Annotated in this window: 16 protein-coding genes; all 16 read left to right on the top strand. The window is 44.0% G+C overall.

What is annotated here, in order from left to right; all coding sequences use genetic code 11:
* The first annotated feature begins 36 nt into the window (after window positions 1-36).
* A complete protein-coding gene (locus T357_RS0101315) occupies window positions 37-621 on the top strand; it encodes a biotin transporter BioY (protein ID WP_031547852.1) in 585 nt (194 codons plus the stop codon).
* A 27-nt stretch (window positions 622-648) separates the two neighbouring features.
* A complete protein-coding gene (cobA, locus tag T357_RS19835) occupies window positions 649-2955 on the top strand; it encodes a uroporphyrinogen-III C-methyltransferase (protein ID WP_049962194.1) in 2307 nt (768 codons plus the stop codon).
* A 116-nt stretch (window positions 2956-3071) separates the two neighbouring features.
* Window positions 3072-4082 (top strand): putative heme d1 biosynthesis radical SAM protein NirJ2, encoded by a 1011-nt coding sequence (gene nirJ2, locus T357_RS0101305; RefSeq protein WP_031547849.1) that lies wholly within the window; start codon window positions 3072-3074, stop codon window positions 4080-4082.
* A complete protein-coding gene (locus tag T357_RS0101300; RefSeq protein WP_031547847.1) occupies window positions 4075-5256 on the top strand; it encodes a radical SAM/SPASM domain-containing protein in 1182 nt (393 codons plus the stop codon). The genes nirJ2 and T357_RS0101300 overlap by 8 nt, the downstream gene beginning before the upstream one ends.
* Window positions 5257-5373: 117 nt before the next feature.
* Window positions 5374-6444: a siroheme decarboxylase subunit alpha gene (gene ahbA / locus T357_RS0101295; RefSeq protein WP_031547845.1), complete on the top strand. Its 1071-nt coding sequence runs from the start codon at window positions 5374-5376 to the stop codon at window positions 6442-6444.
* 34 nt (window positions 6445-6478) lie between these two features.
* Window positions 6479-7078: a precorrin-2 dehydrogenase/sirohydrochlorin ferrochelatase family protein gene (locus T357_RS0101290; protein WP_081827994.1), complete on the top strand. Its 600-nt coding sequence runs from the start codon at window positions 6479-6481 to the stop codon at window positions 7076-7078.
* Window positions 7079-7322: 244 nt separating this feature from the next.
* Complete coding sequence (locus T357_RS0101285; RefSeq protein WP_049962193.1) at window positions 7323-8582, top strand: ammonia-forming cytochrome c nitrite reductase subunit c552; 1260 nt, start codon at window positions 7323-7325, stop codon at window positions 8580-8582.
* A gap of 203 nt (window positions 8583-8785) precedes the next feature.
* On the top strand, window positions 8786-10114 hold the full coding sequence (locus T357_RS0101280; RefSeq protein ID WP_031547839.1) for a cytochrome c biogenesis ResB family protein: 1329 nt from the start codon (window positions 8786-8788) through the stop codon (window positions 10112-10114).
* Window positions 10104-10934: a c-type cytochrome biogenesis protein CcsB gene (gene ccsB, locus T357_RS0101275; RefSeq protein ID WP_031547836.1), complete on the top strand. Its 831-nt coding sequence runs from the start codon at window positions 10104-10106 to the stop codon at window positions 10932-10934. Before T357_RS0101280 ends, ccsB begins: the two co-directional genes overlap by 11 nt.
* A 218-nt stretch (window positions 10935-11152) precedes the next feature.
* Window positions 11153-12517: a class II fumarate hydratase gene (gene fumC, locus T357_RS0101270; RefSeq protein ID WP_031547834.1), complete on the top strand. Its 1365-nt coding sequence runs from the start codon at window positions 11153-11155 to the stop codon at window positions 12515-12517.
* A gap of 73 nt (window positions 12518-12590) precedes the next feature.
* On the top strand, window positions 12591-13763 hold the full coding sequence (locus T357_RS0101265) for an NAD(P)-dependent malic enzyme (RefSeq protein ID WP_031547832.1): 1173 nt from the start codon (window positions 12591-12593) through the stop codon (window positions 13761-13763).
* A 118-nt stretch (window positions 13764-13881) separates the two neighbouring features.
* Entirely contained in the window at window positions 13882-14751 is an 870-nt protein-coding gene (locus T357_RS0101260) for a phosphotransferase family protein (RefSeq protein WP_031547830.1), read from the top strand.
* 142 nt (window positions 14752-14893) lie between these two features.
* The gene (locus T357_RS0101255) at window positions 14894-16048 is read left to right on the top strand and encodes a BMP family lipoprotein (RefSeq protein WP_031547828.1); all 1155 of its coding nucleotides are present in this window, start codon (window positions 14894-14896) and stop codon (window positions 16046-16048) included.
* 156 nt (window positions 16049-16204) lie between these two features.
* Window positions 16205-17752, top strand: a complete 1548-nt coding sequence (locus tag T357_RS0101250; protein WP_031547826.1) for an ABC transporter ATP-binding protein — start codon at window positions 16205-16207, stop codon at window positions 17750-17752.
* Complete coding sequence (locus T357_RS0101245) at window positions 17749-18876, top strand: ABC transporter permease (protein WP_031547824.1); 1128 nt, start codon at window positions 17749-17751, stop codon at window positions 18874-18876. The genes T357_RS0101250 and T357_RS0101245 overlap by 4 nt, the downstream gene beginning before the upstream one ends.
* Entirely contained in the window at window positions 18873-19835 is a 963-nt protein-coding gene (locus T357_RS0101240) for an ABC transporter permease (protein ID WP_031547822.1), read from the top strand. The genes T357_RS0101245 and T357_RS0101240 overlap by 4 nt, the downstream gene beginning before the upstream one ends.
* The last annotated feature ends 259 nt before the right edge of the window (window positions 19836-20094 follow it).

Genomic DNA, 20094 nt, shown 5'->3' with positions numbered 1-20094 from the left:
AGGAATTTTATTTTAGGGAAAAGAAGGGGAAAGGAAATGACAAAGAATCTGAATATAACTAAATCGACATCACTTGTCTTATGTGGTCTTTTCACAGCACTCATGGCTGTAGGAGCATTTATAAAGATCATGCTCCCAATCGGAATATGGCAGGTGACATTTTCGCTACAGATATTTTTTGCTGTTATGGCAGGGATGTTCCTCGGCAGCAAAAATGGTTTCTATAGTGTGCTTGCTTATGTGCTGGTAGGGCTTATGGGAGTTCCGGTTTTTGCACATGGTGGCGGTATCCAGTATATGATGAAGCCGACCTTCGGATTTATAATCGGATTCATAGCCGCAGCCTGGATCAGCGGTCTCGTTACTGAAAGCAAGAGTGGAAAAGGTATGAGAAAGCTTATACTGGCGGCATTTCTTGGTGAGATGGCTTACTACTTCTTCGGGCTTCTATACTATTTCATAATGTATAACTATGTTCTCACAAACGGAAAATCCATCGGCGTAATTGCCCTGATAGAGGTGTGGTTTCTGAGCACTGTCATTCCGGACTTTATAATCTGTGCTCTGGCCGCAGTAACCTATAATCGTGTTTATCCACTCGTTAAAAACTATATCGGTTAAAATCATTTCGACTGATAACATGACATTATGAAAAAACTGATCATTGCGACAAGAGGAAGCAAGCTTGCCCTGGCTCAGACAGACATAGTTTGTGAGCTTCTTAAGAAACAAAATATAGATTATGAGATCAAGGTGGTTCACTCCAAAGGGGATCATAATCAGAAGGATGCATTATCCAAAATAGGCGGGAATGGGCTTTTCATTCGTTCTCTTGAGACGGAACTTATAGATGGTAATGCTGACATTGCTGTTCACAGCGCAAAGGATCTTCCCTACGATCTGGAAGAGGGGCTAGTGATAGGCGGCGTGCCAAAGAGAGGTGACGCAAGGGATTGCCTTGTGACTCTAAAGGGCGCGGAACCTGAACAACCTATGGTCATAGGCACCGGAAGCCCCAGAAGGATAAGTGAATTAAAACAACTTTATCCCGAGGCGGTTTTCGAAAACCTTCGTGGTAATGTTGACACGAGACTCAGAAAATTAAGTGAGGGTCAGTACACGGCCATAGTTGTTGCGGCAGCAGCGCTGGACAGACTGGATCTGGATCTACAGGAATATGACATTAGAAGGCTTGATATCAGGGAGTGCATCCCTGCCGTTTGCCAGGGGATGATTGCCGTTGAATGTAGGGAAAAGGATAAAGAGATCGTGGAGCTTCTTGACAGAATATCAGATTCGGTAACGAAGCTTCGATTCGGGATAGAAAGATATCTTTTCAGCAGAATGAAAGCAGATTGCACTCTTCCTATAGGAGCATATGCTGAAATAAACGGAAAAGAGGTACGGATTTCCGCAATGTTCAGGGGCAGAAGATGTGAGCGGACATGTAAGGTTAAGGACCATATGATCATCTGTGAGGATATGGCAAAGGAATTAATCGGAAACTGTACGGGAAAAGTTACTCTGGTGGGAGCAGGTTGCGGAGAAGGACTTATAACCTTGAAGGGGCTTGAAGCTATAAGTGAGGCTGATGTCATAGTCTACGATGATCTTCTGGCCGGGGAAGTTCTTTCCCGGATACCACAGAAAGCAAAACGAATATATGTTGGGAAAAGATCGGGAAAGCACAGTCTTCCTCAGGAGAAGATAAACCGCATACTGATCCGGGAAGCGCAGGAAGGAAATAATGTTGTCCGCCTTAAGGGTGGGGACAGTTTCGTTTTCGGAAGAGGCGGCGAGGAGATCCTTGCCCTCATGGAAGAAAACATCCGCCATGAGGTCATTCCCGGTGTGACATCCTGTGTTGCTGTTCCTGAAAGATTCGGAATTCCTGTCACCCATCGGGGCGTTGCCAGATCCTTTACTGTGGTCACCGGCCATACAATGGAAGATGGCGAAATAAAGGTGGCTTGGAAGAATCTTGCAAAAAATCCCGGCACACTTGTATTTCTTATGGGGATAAAGAATCTGAGAGAGATATGCGGGAAACTGATTGAGTTTGGAAAGCCGGAGGATACTCCGGTAAGCGTATTGGCCAAAGCATACAGCAGTGAGGAGCAGCGTCTGGACGGTAAGCTTTCTGATATAGCGGATGTGTGCGAAGGAAAGGCATTGACCCCGGGGATCATAGTTATAGGTCCGGTTGCGGGAATGGATCTAAGGTCTGATGCAGAAAAAAAGACCATTACTGTTACCGGTACTGAAAGATTTGTGAATATCCAGTGTAAGGCACTTGAGAATCTTGAAGCAAAGCTTGTTCCCATGACCACAATGGAAGTCAGGTTTTTATTTGATAAGATGCCAAAAAACTTTGAAGACTACAGTTGGATAGTTTTCACCAGCAGAAACGGGATCGAGGCATTCTTCTCATATCTAATGGAAAGTCAGATAGATTTGCGTTCAATCATGAAGCTGAAATTCGCCTGCATTGGTTCAGGGACGGATGAAGACCTTCGGGCCCATGGATTCCACACGGATTTTGTACCGTCGGAATATACTGCGGAGGTGCTTGGCCGTGAGCTTGCGGAGCATCTCGGAAAGAATGATCGATGCCTTCTTCTGAGAGCAGAGATAAGTTCAGAGGCTCTTTCGGAGGAACTTGAAAAGGGCGGAATAGATTTTGAAGATGTACCGATATACAGAACACTGATATCTGATAAGCTTGCCGGAGATATTAAAAAGAAAGTGGATTCTGATTACGTGATATTTGGAAGCGGAAGAGGTGTTGAAGCATTTTTTACTTTTTGTTCACTTTCGGATGGAACTGTGCCGGTTTGTATAGGGCCAAGCACTGCGAAAAAACTTAAGGAACACTATGACGGAGACTTCCTGATGGCAGGGGAATATACTGCAGGGGGAATAAGTGAAGTCATATTGAAAGATATGAAACATTAGCCATGCAGACCGGAAGAAGTGTGTCAAAACTTCACGGTGAAATATACATTTGTTGAAGAGCCGATCAGAATTTTATCTTAGTGAAATATGATAAGCGGCTCAAAAAGGAGATTAACGTGATCGTTTCATGGATGACAACCAATAGTTGTAATCTTAAATGTAAGCATTGTTATCAGGATGCCGGTGACAAAAAGGCTGAAGAGCTGACAACCGATGAGGCTAAGAAGCTCATTGACGGAATACAAAGAGCCGGTTTCAGGATAATGATATTCAGCGGCGGGGAAGCTTTGACCAGGCCGGATATATTTGAGCTTGTGGGCTATGCTAAGGAAAAGGGACTTCGTCCGGTATTCGGTACTAACGGCACACTGCTTACGGAAGGTGTGGTTGAAAAACTAAAGAATGCCGGAGCCGGTGCAATGGGCATAAGCCTTGATAGCCTTGATCCCAAAAAACATAATGAATTTCGTGGGAATGACAGAGCCTATGAAAAAACCATGGAGGGTATAGAGAACTGTAGGAAGCTTGGTCTTCCGTTCCAGCTTCATGTAACAGTTATGGACTGGAACAGGGACGAGATACTCGACATCATTGATTTTGGTGTAAAGGTTGGAGCTGTCGCAGTTTACATCTTTTTCCTTATTCCTGTTGGAAGAGGAAAAATGATAGAGGACCATCAGGTGCAGGTAGAAGCTTACGAGCAGCTGCTTAAGGATATCATGCTAAAGCAGAATGAGGTTCCCATAACCATAAAGCCGACCTGTGCACCGCAGTTCATGAGAGTCGCAAAGCAACTGGATGTAAAGGTAAGTCCGAGATTTTCCAGGGGCTGTCTTGCGGGACTCACCTACTGCATCGTAAGTCCGGTGGGGAAGGTGCGTCCATGCGCGTACATGCTTGAGGAGGCCGGAGACATTAGAGAAAAAGAATTTGATTATATCTGGAAAAACAGCGACCTGTTTAGGAAACTGAGAACCAAGGATTACAAGGGAAGCTGTGAAAACTGTGGATACAAAGATTCCTGCGGTGGCTGCAGAGCCAGAGCCGCATACTACAACAACGGAGACATCCTTGCGGAGGATCCTTACTGTGCCTACGGAAGGATAAAGGAGAAGTCCAATGCTTAGTCTTACCAGGATGCTGACTGACGGTACTTATTTTGGCGATGAGCTTCGCTATAAAAAGGGGGCTGCCGAACAACGTAACGGAGTTTCAGAGGGCAAAGGTCCGGTGGTGGTCTGGAATTATACCAGAAGCTGTAATCTAAAATGCAGACACTGCTATGCGGGTTCGGAAAACAAAAAATATGAAGGAGAGCTTACTACGGAACAGGCTCTCAAGGTTATAGATGACCTTGCGGATTTTCATGTACCGGTGATCCTTTTTTCGGGAGGAGAACCTTTATCAAGAATAGATTTTTTTACTCTTGCGGAGCATGCCGCAAAGAGAGGCATCAGGCCGACACTTTCGACCAATGGCACGCTTATCGATCGGGAAACTGCGCAGAAGATAAAAGACATCGGAGTCGGATATGTAGGCATCAGCCTGGATGGACTTGAGAAGACCAATGATTTCTTCAGGGGAGTTGACGGCGCGTATAAAAGGGCCATGGAGGGCATCAGAAACTGTCGGGCCGTCGGGCAGCGTGTCGGACTAAGATTCACTATAAATAAAGAGAATTACAGTGAAGTCGGGGATGTGCTTGACGTTTTGGAGAAAGAGGATGTTGACCGTATCTGTTTCTATCATCTCGTATATTCCGGCAGAGGGTCGGCTATACGTGATGAGGATCTGACTGCTGAAGAGACCAGAGCGGTTCTTGATCTTATTTTCGAGAGGACACTGGATTTTCACAGGAGAGGTCTCAAAAAGGAAGTTCTGATGGTGGACAATCATGCTGACGGACCTTACCTTTATCTCAAGTTCAGGGATAAGGATCCGGAGCGAGCAAAGTATATCCTGTCGATGCTTAAGATGAATGGCGGCAATAGATCCGGCATGGCTTTCGGAAACATTGACTATCTAGGTAATGTTCATCCCGATCAGTTTTCGCCTCAGCATACCTTCGGTAATGTTCTGGAAAAGCCCTTTGGGGAGATTTGGACTTCAACCGAAAATCCAGTACAGGCAGGGCTTAAGGACAGACACGGGCTGTTGCCGGAAACCTGTAAAGCCTGCTGCTGGCTGAACTGCTGTAACGGTAATTTTAGAACCAGAGCGGAAGCCGTAAGCGGAGATTTCTGGGGAATGGATCCGGCTTGCTATCTTACGGCGGAGGAAAGAAAGGTTTTTACGGATTGACATATTTTCACGTATGTGTGTGATATGTAATAGGTAGAATTCAGTGAGTGAGCATAATTGATCCGAATCGTTGGGGCTGATACTGATATTTAAAAAGAATTGGTAGAGGAATTATTAATGATTTTTGATGATTCAGACAAAGCTATACTTCAACAAATCCAAAATGGTATCAGTCTGACGGAAAAGCCTTTCCTGCTGATCGCAGACAGTGTGGGATTAACGGAAGAAGCAGTCCTCGAAAGAATCAACAGTATGAAGGAGTCGGGGATCATTCGAAGGATATCAGGATTCTTTGATGCCGGGTCTCTTGGATATCAGTCTGCGCTTTGCGGAGCTGTGGTGCAGGAAGAAAACATTGAACTATACAAAGAACTTTTGGACAGGTATCCTTGTATCACTCATAACTACCTGAGAGACCATCGAATAAATGGGTGGTTTACAGTATCGACAAAAGATGAAGCAGACAGAACCCGTATTCTTTCTGAGATACGGGAAAGCGGATTAGTGGAAAAGATCTATGTCTTTAAAAAGACTAAGATGTTCAAGCTTAAGGTGTTGTTTGATCTCGATGGTAAAGAGGAGATACAAATTACAGACCCGCAGATAAGTGTCAGAATCGATTCTGTGAAAAAGAGTGCACTTATGACCGACATCACAGGAGACTCGAATCTTACGGAGGTGGGTAAAGATGTGGGAGAACATCTTCCGAAGGTTACCCCTGAGAAAATCCGCCTGATTCGTGAGCTTCAGGAACAGTTCCCTATATGTTCAAGACCTTTTGAAGTCATAGGTGAAAAAATCGGCATGGAAGAACAGGATGTGCTCCGCATGACCGGGAAGCTTAATGAGGAAAAAAGGTTGAAGAGGATATCCGCAGCACTAAGCCATCATAAAGTCGGCTACAGTATAAACTCTATGGTGGTTTGGGATATAAGGGAAGAGGACATAGACCGGCTCCCGGATAAGCTTCTTTCCTGTCAGAATCTGTCCCACTGCTACCTAAGGGAAAAGGACCCGGATTTTGATTATAACTTTTACACCATGCTTCATGCAAAAACCGAGGATGAGTACCATGGCATAATGGATATGTTAAAGGAAAACATTCTCCATAAAAAATATGTGGAGCTAAGGACTGTAAGGGAACTGAAGAAAATCGGGATGAAGTATTTTACCGAGGGAACGATCTAAAGACATATTATTGCAGCTTAACCGGCAGCAATAGATGAAAAGATTTACGACAGGAGAGAAAACCGGAATGGCATATTTCCCTATAATGATCAATCTGGAGAACAGAGCGGTTCTCATAATCGGAGGCGGAGCAACTGCACTTCGGAAAGCAGAAACCATGTTGTCCTACGGGGCTAAAGTTTTTGTGATAGCTAAGGAATTTAAACATGAATTTCCTAAAGCTGCGGTTCTGAAAGAAAAGGAGTTTGAAGATGAGGATCTTTTGTTAAAATCAAGGGATTATTTTCTGGTGATTGTTGCCACCGGGGATGGGGAGGTCAATGCTCACATTTCCGAACTATGCAAAAAAGAACGAATACTTGTAAATGCTGTAGATGAGGAAGAAAAGTGCAGTTTTATTTTTCCGGCAATCTACCGGCAGGGAGATGTTGTGGTCTCAGCCAGCAGCAGCGGAAAAAGTCCACTCGTCACACAATACCTTAGGGATAGGATTTCAAAGTGTCTGCCTGAAAATATCGGCGAGATAAATGACGAAATGGGCAAACTCAGAAACCGGATCCGGCAGGAGATTCACAGCCAGAAGGAAAGAAAAGAAATATATAAGAAGGCCCTGGAAGAAATGCTAAAGGAATAACAGTTCAGCTTGGAAATGGTAAGCTGGCACAGGTCATAGCTTAACCGGACCAAACTTTAACGGAGTGCAATAAAAATAAATTTCGGTGTCGATAGGTATGGAAAAAATCATTCCTTTGGTTTAAACTGTAAATAAGTGTAGGTATCCGCTTTTTTTGGTGCGCACAAAAATGATCGTGTTTTTTCTTGTTGAGTATTATTGATTTCTTGAAGATATAGTAGGCTTAGGAAAGTTGAGGTCTATCATGAAAAAGCTATTAAAAGATTACTGGTTGGTAGTCATGGCAGTTCCCTTTCTGTTGTTCGGGCTAATTGTAAACCTGTACAAGATGAGTATTCCGAAGCAGGAGGTTGCCAAAACTGAACAGGAGGCGGCAGCAATGACGCCGAAAGCTTCGAATCCGGACGGAGTCATTTCTGCAGATGAGTGGGCAAAGGTCTTTCCGGATATCGTTGAGTCCATCAAACTGAACAGCAAGCATGATTATCAGACTGACTATCTCGTAGAGGATCCTTATCTGGTTGAACTGTATGAGGGTTACGGTTTCGCAAAGGACTATAAGAGTGCCAGAGGCCATTACTACGATCTTGATGATGTTCATGAAACAGCAAGACCTCATGCAAAGGCCAACTGTCTTACCTGTAAGACTGTTAACTTCACCAAGCTGGTCAATGATATAGGTGTTGATGCTTATACCAAGGATTTTGAAGAGGTTTTTGCCTCCCTGAATGAAGGCATCAGCTGCTATAACTGTCATGGTAATAACGAAGCCATGGGACAGCTTACAGTGACCCATCAGTATATGGCAGACGCGCTTGGTGATAATGTTGGCTCCATCCATGCAGCGAATGTTGCCTGCGGTCAGTGCCATACAGAATACTATTTCAAGCCGGAGATCCTTGAATGTACAGTTCCTTACAGCAGTCTCGATACCATGGGACCTGAACCGGAGCTTAAGTACTATAAGGAAATCGGCTTCACCGACTGGACACAGGAATCTACAGGCGCCAAGATGCTCAAGGCTCAGCATCCCGAATTCGAGACATTCCTTTTAGGAAAGCATGGAAAGATGCTTAGCTGTGCTGACTGTCATATGGAAACAGTTACAAGAGCTGATGGAAGTACCTATAAATCACATGAGCTTGTTAGTCCATTGGAGAGTAAGACCCTTCTTGAGAGTTGTGCTCAGTGCCATGGAAGTACAGATATGGTTGAATTCGTTCACGGCATCCAGGAGAAGGTTCATGCCCGTGAGGATGAGGTCGGGGACAAGCTTGTAGAGCTTAAGAAGGCTCTCGTTGAAGCAAATCAGAGCGGCAAGTGGACAGAGGATGAATTAAACGAAGTTCGTGAGATTTACAGTGATGCCGAGTGGTACTTTGACTGGGATTACGTTGAGAATGCAGAGGGCGCACACAACAGTGAGCTTGCTTATAAGTGTCTGGATACCTCAGAGGAAATGATTAATCAGGCAATGGAGAAGATACAGGCTCACAATGTATGATGGATTTCCAAGAGAAATGCTTATAGCGCCTTATTGATAGACTTAAACTAATATTCAGTGCATATCTAAAGAGAGGAGGATTTTTCCTCCTCTCTTATTGTATAATTAGAGCATAAGTCTTGCATCAGGCTATATTGCATTCTGATAGTTCGTAAGCGAAGCAATGCGTAGGACTTATGTATGCAAAAATTTGGGGATGGGATATGAACGGTTTTAAAAAATTCTACAAATTCATTTCGTCCATGAAGCTTGCCCTGGTCTTACTGGGACTTTTGATCATCGGATGTGTCATAGGTTCTGTGATACCACAAGGTCAGATCATGAAGTTATACCAGCAGCAATATGGCGACAGAACAGCGGGGCTGATAATGGCACTGAGTCTTGACGATGTTTTTCACAGCTGGTGGTTCGTGGCATTTACTGTCATCCTGTGCCTCAATCTCTTTACCTGCTCCATATTAAGGACACCGGCACTTATAAAAAGGTGGAAGAGCTTCGGAGATTTTCCGGATGAAAACAGCATTTCAAATAATGTCTTAGTAGAGAGCAGTCCGCAATATATCGGAAGACTTTCAAAAGACCCGGAGGCATTTCTGAAAAGTCTGGGTTTTTCGAGGCAATCCGGAACAAAGCAATCTGAAACAAAGCAAACCGAAACAAAGCAGAGTTATATAGTTGGAATCAGACATAAGGCAGGACTTTTAGGCCCGCTTATCACTCACATAGGAGTGCTTCTTTTAATACTGGGATTTTCTTTTGGGCAGATGACTAAAGTGGAGTATACCGTTTATGGCCTTCCGGGAGATGCAAAACAGATTGGAGATACGGATTATATTCTTCAGATTGATGATTTTAACATCGGTCTGAGAGCTGATGATACGGTGGAACAGTACACCTCGGATATCACAGTTCGAAATGCAGCAACGGGTGCAAAGGAAAGTGCCAGTGTTTCTGTCAATGCTCCTGCATCATTGTTTGGAATGAAGTTCTTTCAGAATTCCACTGGATGGGCTGCAGACATGCACATACTTGAAAACGGCGAGCTTCTCCAGGAAGAAGCGGTAGAAGCAGGGAATTATGTGACTGTATCTGATAAAACGGATCTGCAGATCGGATTCATGGCATTTTATCCCGACTATCATTACGACAGAGAAAAGGGTCCCTTGACCCTGAGCTCCAAACTCAATAATCCTGCATATCTGTATATTGTTTATTTCCAGGGTTCGGTACTTGGGATGAACACACTTATGGAAGGTGAAGAGCTGACCATAGACGAATATACCGTGACATTTGACAACCCGAGAAACTATACGCTTATCCAGATCAAAAAGGACAGTTTCACTTATTTTGTACTTTTGGGTGGTGTGGTTCTTCTTTTTGGATTATTCCTTTCTCTGTATGTTCAGCCGGAGAAAATATGGTTGAAACAGGAGGGTGATAGATATTTGGTCTTTGGAAGCGGCGGTAAGAGCGGAATTCTTTTTGCTGACAGAGTTAAGGCGAAGTTGAAAGGAAATAACTATGAAAAGTGAAACACTTTTTAATTTAGAAAACAACTTGTTTACGGTGGCCATGCTTTTATATTTTGTCAGCATGATCCTCTTTTTTGTTTTCTTTGTGTTCAAAAACCTTAAGGTCACAAAGTTAGGAAACGGAACTTTGATTACAGGCTTCCTTCTCCATACTGTTGTGATGCTTATAAGAGGTATAAATGCAGGAAGACTTCCCCTCACCAACCAGTATGAGTTTGCGTCTGCATTTGCCTGGGGTTTATGCTTTGTGTCCATCATTTTTATATACAAATACAAGTTTCAGGCATTGGCTACCTTCTCCGTTCCTGTGATATTTCTGATGATAGGTTATGCCGCAATGCAGAGTAAAGAGGTACATGAGCTCATGCCATCACTCAGGAGCAATTGGCTGGGATTCCACGTATCCACTGCCATCATAGCCTATGGTGCCTTTGGAGTTTCCTTTGCCATTTCTATCATGTATCTCCTTCGTACAAGATCAGTTGCCAATGCTTTTTTTGAGCAACTCGTGCCCTCCGGTGAGAAGCTTGACCTCATAAGCTACAGAGCTGTAAGTCTAGGCGTTTTATTCCTTAGTTTCTGCATGATCTCCGGAGCTATCTGGGCAGAAAATGCCTGGGGAAGCTACTGGTCCTGGGATCCGAAGGAAACCTGGTCTTTGGTTACCTGGTTTATCTATTTTATCTATCTTCATCTGAGACTCAGAAGCGGATGGAAAGAGAAACGGGCTGCCTGGTTTTCCATCATAGGCTTTATATGCGTAATATTTACATATATCGGTGTGAATACCCTGCTTCCGGGAGTACACAGCTACGCCTAGAGCATAACCCACCGGGGACGGTTCTCGACGGCGAGAACCGTCCCCAGTGGGTTCTTATCGTGCAGGTTCTCTGCAGAAAGCTACCCACAAAATGATTAGATGTCGACTTTGACGCTCACATCATGTTATGATGTGAGTGTTGTTTTTCGGGATTTGACTATGGAACACAAAATCAGATTTCGAATTTCGCATGGAAGTAAAAAAATGAGGTGGCAAATATGGAATACAGGATCGAGCATGACACAATGGGAGAAGTAAAGGTTCCGGCGGATCATTTCTGGGGAGCCCAGACTGAGCGTTCTCTTGAGAACTTCCGTATAGGTACAGAAACTATACCGAGAGAGGTTATTTTTGCATTTGCAGTGCTTAAGTCTGCGGCAGCAGGTGCTAATCTGAAGCTTGGAAAGCTTGCTAAGGATAAAGCGGAAGCTATCATAGGAGCCTGCGAAGATATCATGGATAACAAATATCCGGAGGAGTTTCCACTTAAGGTATGGCAGACAGGTTCCGGCACCCAGTCCAACATGAACATGAATGAAGTCATAGCCCATGTTGCGGTGCATGATCATCCGGAGGTAAGCATTCATCCAAATGACCATGTAAATATGTCCCAGTCTTCCAATGACACTTTCCCCACCGCCATGAACATGGCTGCAGTTATCGCCATACACGAGAATCTGATTCCGGCTGTGGACACCCTTATAGAAACCTTCAAGCGTCTTGAAAAGGAAAATGAAGACATCATTAAGATCGGCCGCACACATCTTCAGGATGCGGTACCCCTCAGGTTCAGCCAGGAAATTTCAGGCTGGAGAGGAATGCTTGAGGAGTCAAAGTCTCAGATCCTAGAGGCTTCAGCACATCTCAGAAAGCTTGCCATAGGCGGAACTGCCGTAGGAACAGGTCTTAACTGTCCCGAGGGTTTTGACAGGATATGCTGTGAAGAGATTTCATCTATAACCGGACAGGAATTCAAGCCAAGCGAGAACAAGTTCCATGCACTAACTTCAAAGGACGGATATGTTTACGTAAGCGGTGCTTTAAAGGGACTTGCCGCAAACCTTATGAAGATTGCCAATGATGTAAGATGGCTTGCCAACGGACCCCGCTGCGGTCTCGGCGAGATAAGCATTCCCGAGAACGAGCCGGGAAGCTCCATCATGCCGGGCAAGGTTAACCCTACACAGTGTGAGGCCATGACCATGGTTGCCATCCAGGTTATGGGTAATGATGCCACCATAGGCATCGGTGCATCCCAGGGTAACTTCGAGCTTAATGTCTTCATGCCGGTGCTCGCCTATAACATGATGCAGTCCATCAGGCTCCTTGCAGATGGTATAGTTTCTTTTGACAAGAACTGTACGTCAGGCATAAAGGCAAAGAAGGATAAGATGGAGGAGAACCTCAGAAATTCCCTTATGTTGGTAACCTGCTTAAGCCCTGTTATCGGTTATGAGAATGCAGCAAAATGCGCACATAAGGCATTTGAAGAGAACACAACACTTCGTGAAGCTGTTCTTTCTCTCGGTTTCTTAACCGGAGAGCAATATGACGAAACGGTTAGGCCGGAGAAGATGGTTTGAAAATAATAGCCGGGAAGGCATGGTTTCAAGTTAATACAGACTATTCTAATACAAATTAAAAGGAGAAAAAGTTATGGATTACGCAAAGGTATCATTGGAGAAGCATTATGAGTGGAAGGGCAAGATAGAGGTTGTTTCAAGAGCGGCAGTTGATTCTTCCGAAGCACTTTCTATCGCATATACACCGGGCGTTGCTCAGCCTTGTCTTGAGATCCAGAAGGATGTTAACAAGTCTTATGAGCTTACCAGAAGATGGAATACGGTTGCCGTAGTTACAGACGGAACCGCAGTTCTGGGTCTTGGTGACATCGGACCTGAGGCAGGAATGCCGGTTATGGAAGGAAAGTGCGTACTTTTCAAGGCATTCGGTGATGTTGATGCCATCCCTCTCTGCGTTCGTTCCAAGGATCCTGATGAGATTGTTCATACTATAGAGATGCTCCTCGGTTCCTTCGGCGGAATCAACCTTGAGGATATTTCTGCTCCGAGATGCTTCGAGATCGAGAAGAAACTTAAGGAAGTTTCAGATATACCTATCTTTCATGATGACCAGCACGGAACGGCGGTTATCACTCTTGCAGGTCTTATGAATGCCCTTAAGGTAGTAGGAAAGAAGATCGAGGATATCAAGATCGTTACTTCCGGTGCAGGCGCTGCCGGAATCGCCATCATTAAGCTTCTTATGGCTATGGGTCTCAAGAACGTTATCATGACAGACCGTAAGGGTGCCATCTATGAAGGAAGAGAAGATCTCAATCCTATCAAGCAGGAGATGGCAAAGATCACAAACTTTAACCACGAGAAGGGAACTCTTGCAGATGTTATCAAGGGAGCTGACTGCTTCATCGGTGTTTCCGCTCCGGGAACTCTTACTCCCGATATGGTTCGCACCATGGCTAAGGATCCTATCATCTTTGCATGTGCCAACCCTACACCGGAGATTTTCCCTGATGAGGCAAAGGCAGCAGGCGCAGCAGTAGTTTCAACAGGCCGTTCAGACTTCCCTAACCAGATCAACAACGTTCTCTGCTTCCCGGGAATCTTCCGTGGAGCCCTGGATGTTCGCGCATCTGACATCAACGATGAGATGAAGATCGCAGCAGCAAAGGCTATCGCAAGCCTTGTATCTGATGAGGAGCTCAATGCTGACTACATCCTTCCGAAGGCATTTGACCCACGTGTAAAGGATGCCGTAGCCAAGGCAACAGCAGAGGCTGCAAGAAAGTCAGGAGTGGCTAGAATCTAAAGTTACATATTCAATAATTTAAGCTTATGCGGTCCCGGCTGTTGCCGGGGCCTTTTTTTGCAAAGTCATTATACAAGTACTGATTGACGCCGACTAAACCATATAGAGGAGAGCTGAAATGGAAATTAAGCAGAATTTAAGACAGATAAATATCGATGGTGCTCCAAAGATTGGTGAAGGTGCCCACGGTGAGGTTTACCGGATTGCGGAGGATACCATCGTAAAAGTATATCGTCCCTTCGTGCTCATGGAGGACATCCGGAAGGAGAAGGAACTGGCAAGATGGGCCTTTGTAAAAGGCGTACCCACGGCGATTTCCTATGACATTGTCAGGGTGGGCGACAGCTATGGCGTTGTCTACGAGCTTCTGGATACCTGTTCTGCTGCGGACTATGTAAACGAATCCCCAGAAAATCTTGAGGACTTTGTTAAAAAATCCGTTGATCTTATGCACCAGATCCATTCTATAGAGGTTGCACCGGGCGAGCTGCCTGACATGAAGGAACAGACCTATGGCTGGATCGAGAAATGCAGGCAGTACATGCCTTCAAAAGTATGTGACAGGGTAAAAGAGCTGTTGGATCGTATTCCGGATTCTCATACTCTTTTACATGCTGACTTTCATCTAAAAAATATTATGGTATCCAAGAGCGAACTGATGCTTATTGATATGGATACAATGAGTGCCGGAGACCCTGTTTTTGAACTTGCAACAATCTGTAATTCCTACATGGAATTCCCATCGATTTCCCCGGAAGCTGCATATTTTTTGGGAATTGATGTGGCAACTGCCAATCGTATCTGGAACAGGACTTTGGAAATATATATGGAAGGGTCAGATCCTGCTACCGTAAAAGAAACAGCAGAGAGAGCCAGGATATTTGGATGCATCAGAATCCTTGATTACATTGACAGACATAAGGATGCTCCGGACAGGGAAAAATGCATTAAAACCTGTATCAGGGACATAGAGGAGCTATGTAAATGAATTTGATATAAAGGCTTAGGAATACGATTGGTTTGCAGTGGAGAACCTTATCAGGGATATTCAAAATGGTAGTATTTTTTTGTCATACAGAGTATAATTTTCTTGTATCCCCTTATTAATAATATTTAGAAAGTGATGTGCTATGAAAAAAAGAATTATTTCAGTATTTTTGAGTATTGTAATGGCAGCAACTTTTACAGGCTGCGGTGGAGGTGCAAAACCGGCTAATGATAACGTAAACAAAACAGAGGGAACAGGACTTAAGATCGCGATAGTAACTTCTCTGACCGGTGTAGACGATGGTTCATTTCACCAGGAAAACTACAATGGAATCCTTAGTTTTATTGATGCACATCCCGGTTCAACGGTAACCCCGGTTCAGGAAAAGTCAGGAGCTATAGATGCTGCTGTAAAAGCTGTTGGAGATATTGTCGTGGATTATGATGTAATGGTATGCGACGGTTACCAGTTCGCGGGAATCGGCGAGATTGCTGCAGACAATCCCGATAAAAAATTCATTCTGGTCGATACTTTTCCTTCAGATGCGGATGGAAAGGAAGTCGAGCTTGATAATGTTTATGCCATGACATTTAAGGAGCAGGAAGCAGGCTTCCTTGCAGGAATGGCTGCGGCATTATCTACCGTTACCAAGAAGGTTGCAGTTGTAAATGGAATAGCAGTTTCGTCAAACGTAAATTATCAGTATGGATTTATGTGCGGAGTTAATTATGCAAATAAGCATTATGGAACAGATGTTGAGATAGTTGAACTGGCTTCATATGCAGGTACCGATATGACAGGAGCTAATGTAGGCGGTAACTACGTAGGTTCTTTCGGCGATCCTGCAAATGGCAAGGTTGTTGGCGATGCCCTTATCAAAGAAGGCTGTGATATCATATTCGTTGCTGCAGGAGGTTCAGGAACAGGAGTTCTCACAGCCATTAAAGAAAGCTCTGCAAAGGATTATATGATAGGCTGTGATACTGACCAGTATGATGATGGTGTGAATGGCAATGATAATGTAATTCTCACTTCGGCTCTTAAAGTAATGGGAGTTAATGACAAGAGGGTTCTTGAGACAATTTCGGACGGTTCCTTCAAAGGCGGTAATTACATCCTTGGCGCAGATACGGATTCTGTAGGATACGTAAGTGACTCCTCCAGATGTCAGCTTTCGGCCGATACCATTGAGAAGATAAATAAAGCTTATGAACTCATTAAAAACGGAACCATCGTTCCCTCCGATAATTTTAATGGTATGACTCCTGACAATTTCACAGGACTGGATGCTGAGTAACCGGACAGATGGGGCTCCCACAGGTCGTCGTTCTGCAAAGCAGACATCTGCCTTTCGGTTAGACTGATAAACCAATAGGGCCGATGATATCGGACGCTGACAAAATAGTCCGCGTCCGATTTTTCATTACAGCTACTGATATAGGAGTGAAGTTTTATGGATTCCGAATATATAATTGAGATGAAACATATAACAAAACGTTTTCCCGGACTCGTTGCAAATGACGATGTATCCATAAGCATCAAAAAAGGGGAGATATATGCTCTTCTGGGAGAAAACGGAGCCGGCAAATCTACACTCATGAGTGTTCTGTTTGGTATGTACGAACCTGATGAGGGGGAGATATTTATACGCGGTGAAAAAGTCAATATAGTTTCTCCGCGTCACGCAACAAAGCTTGGTATAGGCATGGTACATCAGCATTTCAGACTTGTATCAAACTATACCGTTGCAGAGAATATCATCCTTGGAGCCGAACCTCAGGATAAGCTTATGGGCTTCATTCCCCATGTGAATATTAAAAAAGCAAATCAGGACATAGCAGAGCTTTCTGATAAATATGGGCTTAAGGTTAATCCGACGGCAGTTATCAGTGATCTTAATGTTTCTACCCAGCAGAGGGTGGAGATTCTCAAGATGCTGTACCGTGATGCGGAAATACTTATATTTGATGAGCCCACAGCAGTGCTTACACCTCAGGAAATAAAATTTCTTCTTGATATAATCAGAGGACTTCGTGACGGCGGAAAGACCATCATCATTATCACTCATAAGCTTGAAGAGATTAAGTCCATAGCTGACAGATGTGCCATCCTTAACAGAGGAAAGCTGATCGATGTTTTGAATGTTCCGGAAGCTTCTACCGAAGAGCTGGCAAGACTTATGGTAGGCAGAGATATTTCCTTTACTTCGGAAAAGAGCGAAGCAAAACCCGGAGAGGTAGTATTCAAGGTTGAGGGACTCACTGTATGTAACGAGGTGGGCTATGAGGCAGTCAAGGACGTTTCCTTCGAGATTCACTCGGGAGAGATATTTGCTCTGGCTGGAGTTTCCGGAAATGGTCAAAATGAACTGGCGGATGCAATAGCCGGTTTAATAAAGACAAAAAGCGGAAGAATAATCCTTAACGGAAAAGAATTAAGTTCTTATTCCATAAGAAAACGAACAGAAGAGGGTGTAGCTTATATTCCGGAGGACAGACACAATGTAGGCCTTGTTCTTGGTTATGATCTTAAGAATAATCTTTCACTTAAAGAGTATTATCGTCCAAAAATGTCACATAATTCACGCCTTGATTTAAAGGCCATGACAGAAAACGGAGAGAGGCTTATTAAGGATTATGACATAAGAAGCAGCAAGGGAATCAATACCATCGTCCGGACCATGTCGGGAGGCAATCAGCAGAAGGCGATCATAGCCAGAGAGCTGGAACTGCAAACCCCTCTTATCATATTCATGCAGCCCACAAGAGGTCTTGATATAGGTGCCATTTCAAACATCCATAAGCAGATGATCGCCGAAAGAGACAGAGGGGCAGCTGTACTACTCATATCACTTGAGCTGGATGAGGTAATGGATTGTGCCGATACAATCGGAGTCATATTTGACGGAAGAATAAACCGCATTGCGAAAGCTTCAGAGCTTACTATAGATGAAGTAGGAAGATTTATGATGGGTGTTGGGAATCGAGGTGAGAGCGCATGAAAAAAATACTTATAAAACTTCTTGGCGGAGAGAAGCTGCAAATGGTCAGAATATCCCTGTTTTCAATCATTATAAGTCTTTTTGTTGGAGCAATAATATTCATAGCCATGGGAAAGAATCCATTTTCAGCATATGGTAATCTGCTTCAGGGCTCAGGGCTTCTTATGAAGCAAAAGTATGCCGGACGGCAGAATATGTTTACCGATTTCATGAGTTTCCTTGACACTCTTACACCCATGATATTTGCAGCTCTGGCTGTGGCTGTTGCCCTAAAAGCCGGACTGTTTAATATCGGTGTTTCCGGAATGATGCTGACAGCAGGATTCATCGCAACTTTAACTGTTGGATATTCCTCACTTCCTGCCTTCCTGGCTAAACCACTGGTGCTTATAATAGGTGCGGTTTCCGGTGCGCTGGTAGGAGCTCTGATAGGATGGCTTAAGTACAGGTTTAATATAAATGAAGTGGTTTCGTCCATTATGATAAATTATACGCTTATGTATATATTTACATTTTTCATAAACACCTTTTTCCTGGAACCGACTTCAAGACAAAGCATAGTGATCGCCGATGAAGCAAGACTTACACTTGTTAATGTCAAAGCCTTTGGTCTTAAATTTTGTATACCCCTTGCCTTTCCCCTTGCCATTATAGTCGCAATCCTCGTCCGGTATTTGATCAACAGAACAACCACCGGATTTGAGATACAGGCTGTAGGCCTTGGGAAAAAGGCTGCAAACTATGCAGGAATCAGTATTTCAAAGAATATGATGCTTGCCATGATCATCTCCGGCGCCCTTGCCGGACTTGCCGGTGTCACCTATTTTTGTGGTTACAATGCCTCCATTCGTCCGGGAGTGGTCCCGGGCATGGGTTTCAATGCCATTGCCGTTGCACTCCTTGGATGCTGTGACCCCATAGGATGTATATTTGCATCCTTCCTGATAACCGCAATATCCAATGGATCCATATATATGAGCTCACAGCAGGGAGTCGAAATAGAAATAGCTGACCTTATAACTTCAGTGATACTGATATTTGCTGCCTGCTCGGAATTCCTCAGGATGTATATCGAAAAGATAAGCATGGAGCAAAATGACAAAAAGGATGTGAAGAGAGTATGATAGATAACATTATTATAGACGGTCTTGCTTTTGCACTTCCCATGTTCATAATGGCAATAGGCGGAATATTCAGTGAAAAGAGCGGCATAACCAACCTTGCTCTGGAGGGTCTTCAGGGTTTCGGAGCTTTCTTCGGAGCCTTTACCGCAGTTCTGTTAATGCAGCAGTTCGGAGGTTCTTCCCAGGTGCCTTATTACATTTCCTTTATTGCTGCAGCATTGGGCGGCATGCTGTTTTCGCTGGTCCATGTGCTTCTCTGTATAAAGTTTAAAGCCAATCAGGTCATCAGTGGTGTAGTAGTAAATATTCTTGCGGTAGCACTTACAAGCTTCCTGACAAAGCGTTTGAATGAAAGTCTATTTGGCAAGGCTTCCAATAAGTTTGTCCTTGGAACAAGTATCAGGTTTTCCGTTCCCGGCATTTCCGGCATTCCGGTTATCGGAGCTTTTTTCAGAAATGTATATCCCTTTGAAGTGATCATTATAATTATTGCCGTAATTATGTGGTACGTGATGTATAAAACCCCCTTTGGAATGCATTTAAGAGCCTGCGGTGATAATCCTCATGCAGCAGATGCAGCCGGAATCGATGTTAACCGCATAAGGCTGATCTCCGTAATCATCTCCGGTGGCCTTTCTGCAATTGCAGGTATGAGCTATGCCTATTCAATAACAGCAAACTTTTCACCGGATATTTATCTTGGCTTCGGATATCTTTCCATCGCAGCCCTGATATTCGGCAACTGGTCCATACTTCCGACCCTTGAAGCCTGTCTCATTTTCGGTTTTGCCAGAAGCGGCGGCCAGGCATTGATCCGACAATTAGGCATGCCCTCAACCTACAATGACATCGTAAGGATAATTCCATACGTTGTGACTCTTCTGCTCCTGGTATTCTTCAGTAAGCATAACAACAGCCCCCGTGCACTGGGAGAGATATACGACAAGGGTAAACGATAAGATTTATGTATAGAGATGGAATGAGGTACTGTTTAAATAACTGAAGCTTCCCACACAAAAAAGAGAACATCGAGGCTCTACTCAGCTCTCTTTGTTCTCTTCGTTCAGTTAATACTATAAGAGCTATCAAGGACGAAGACCCGTCCCTGGTGGCTCTGATTCTTTTATTTGTATAGCCTAAGTCCGTTTAGATACTTATCGTCATCATACATTCCGAAAATATCAAGATCATCATTTGAGTATAATACCTATTGTACCA

Origin of the sequence: Oribacterium sp. FC2011, from assembly GCF_000701645.1 — a bacterium.
Lineage (GTDB): Bacteria > Bacillota > Clostridia > Lachnospirales > Lachnospiraceae > Oribacterium.
The sequence above is the reverse complement of the archived record's forward strand: the minus strand, read 5'-3'. Positions and strand labels throughout refer to the sequence as shown.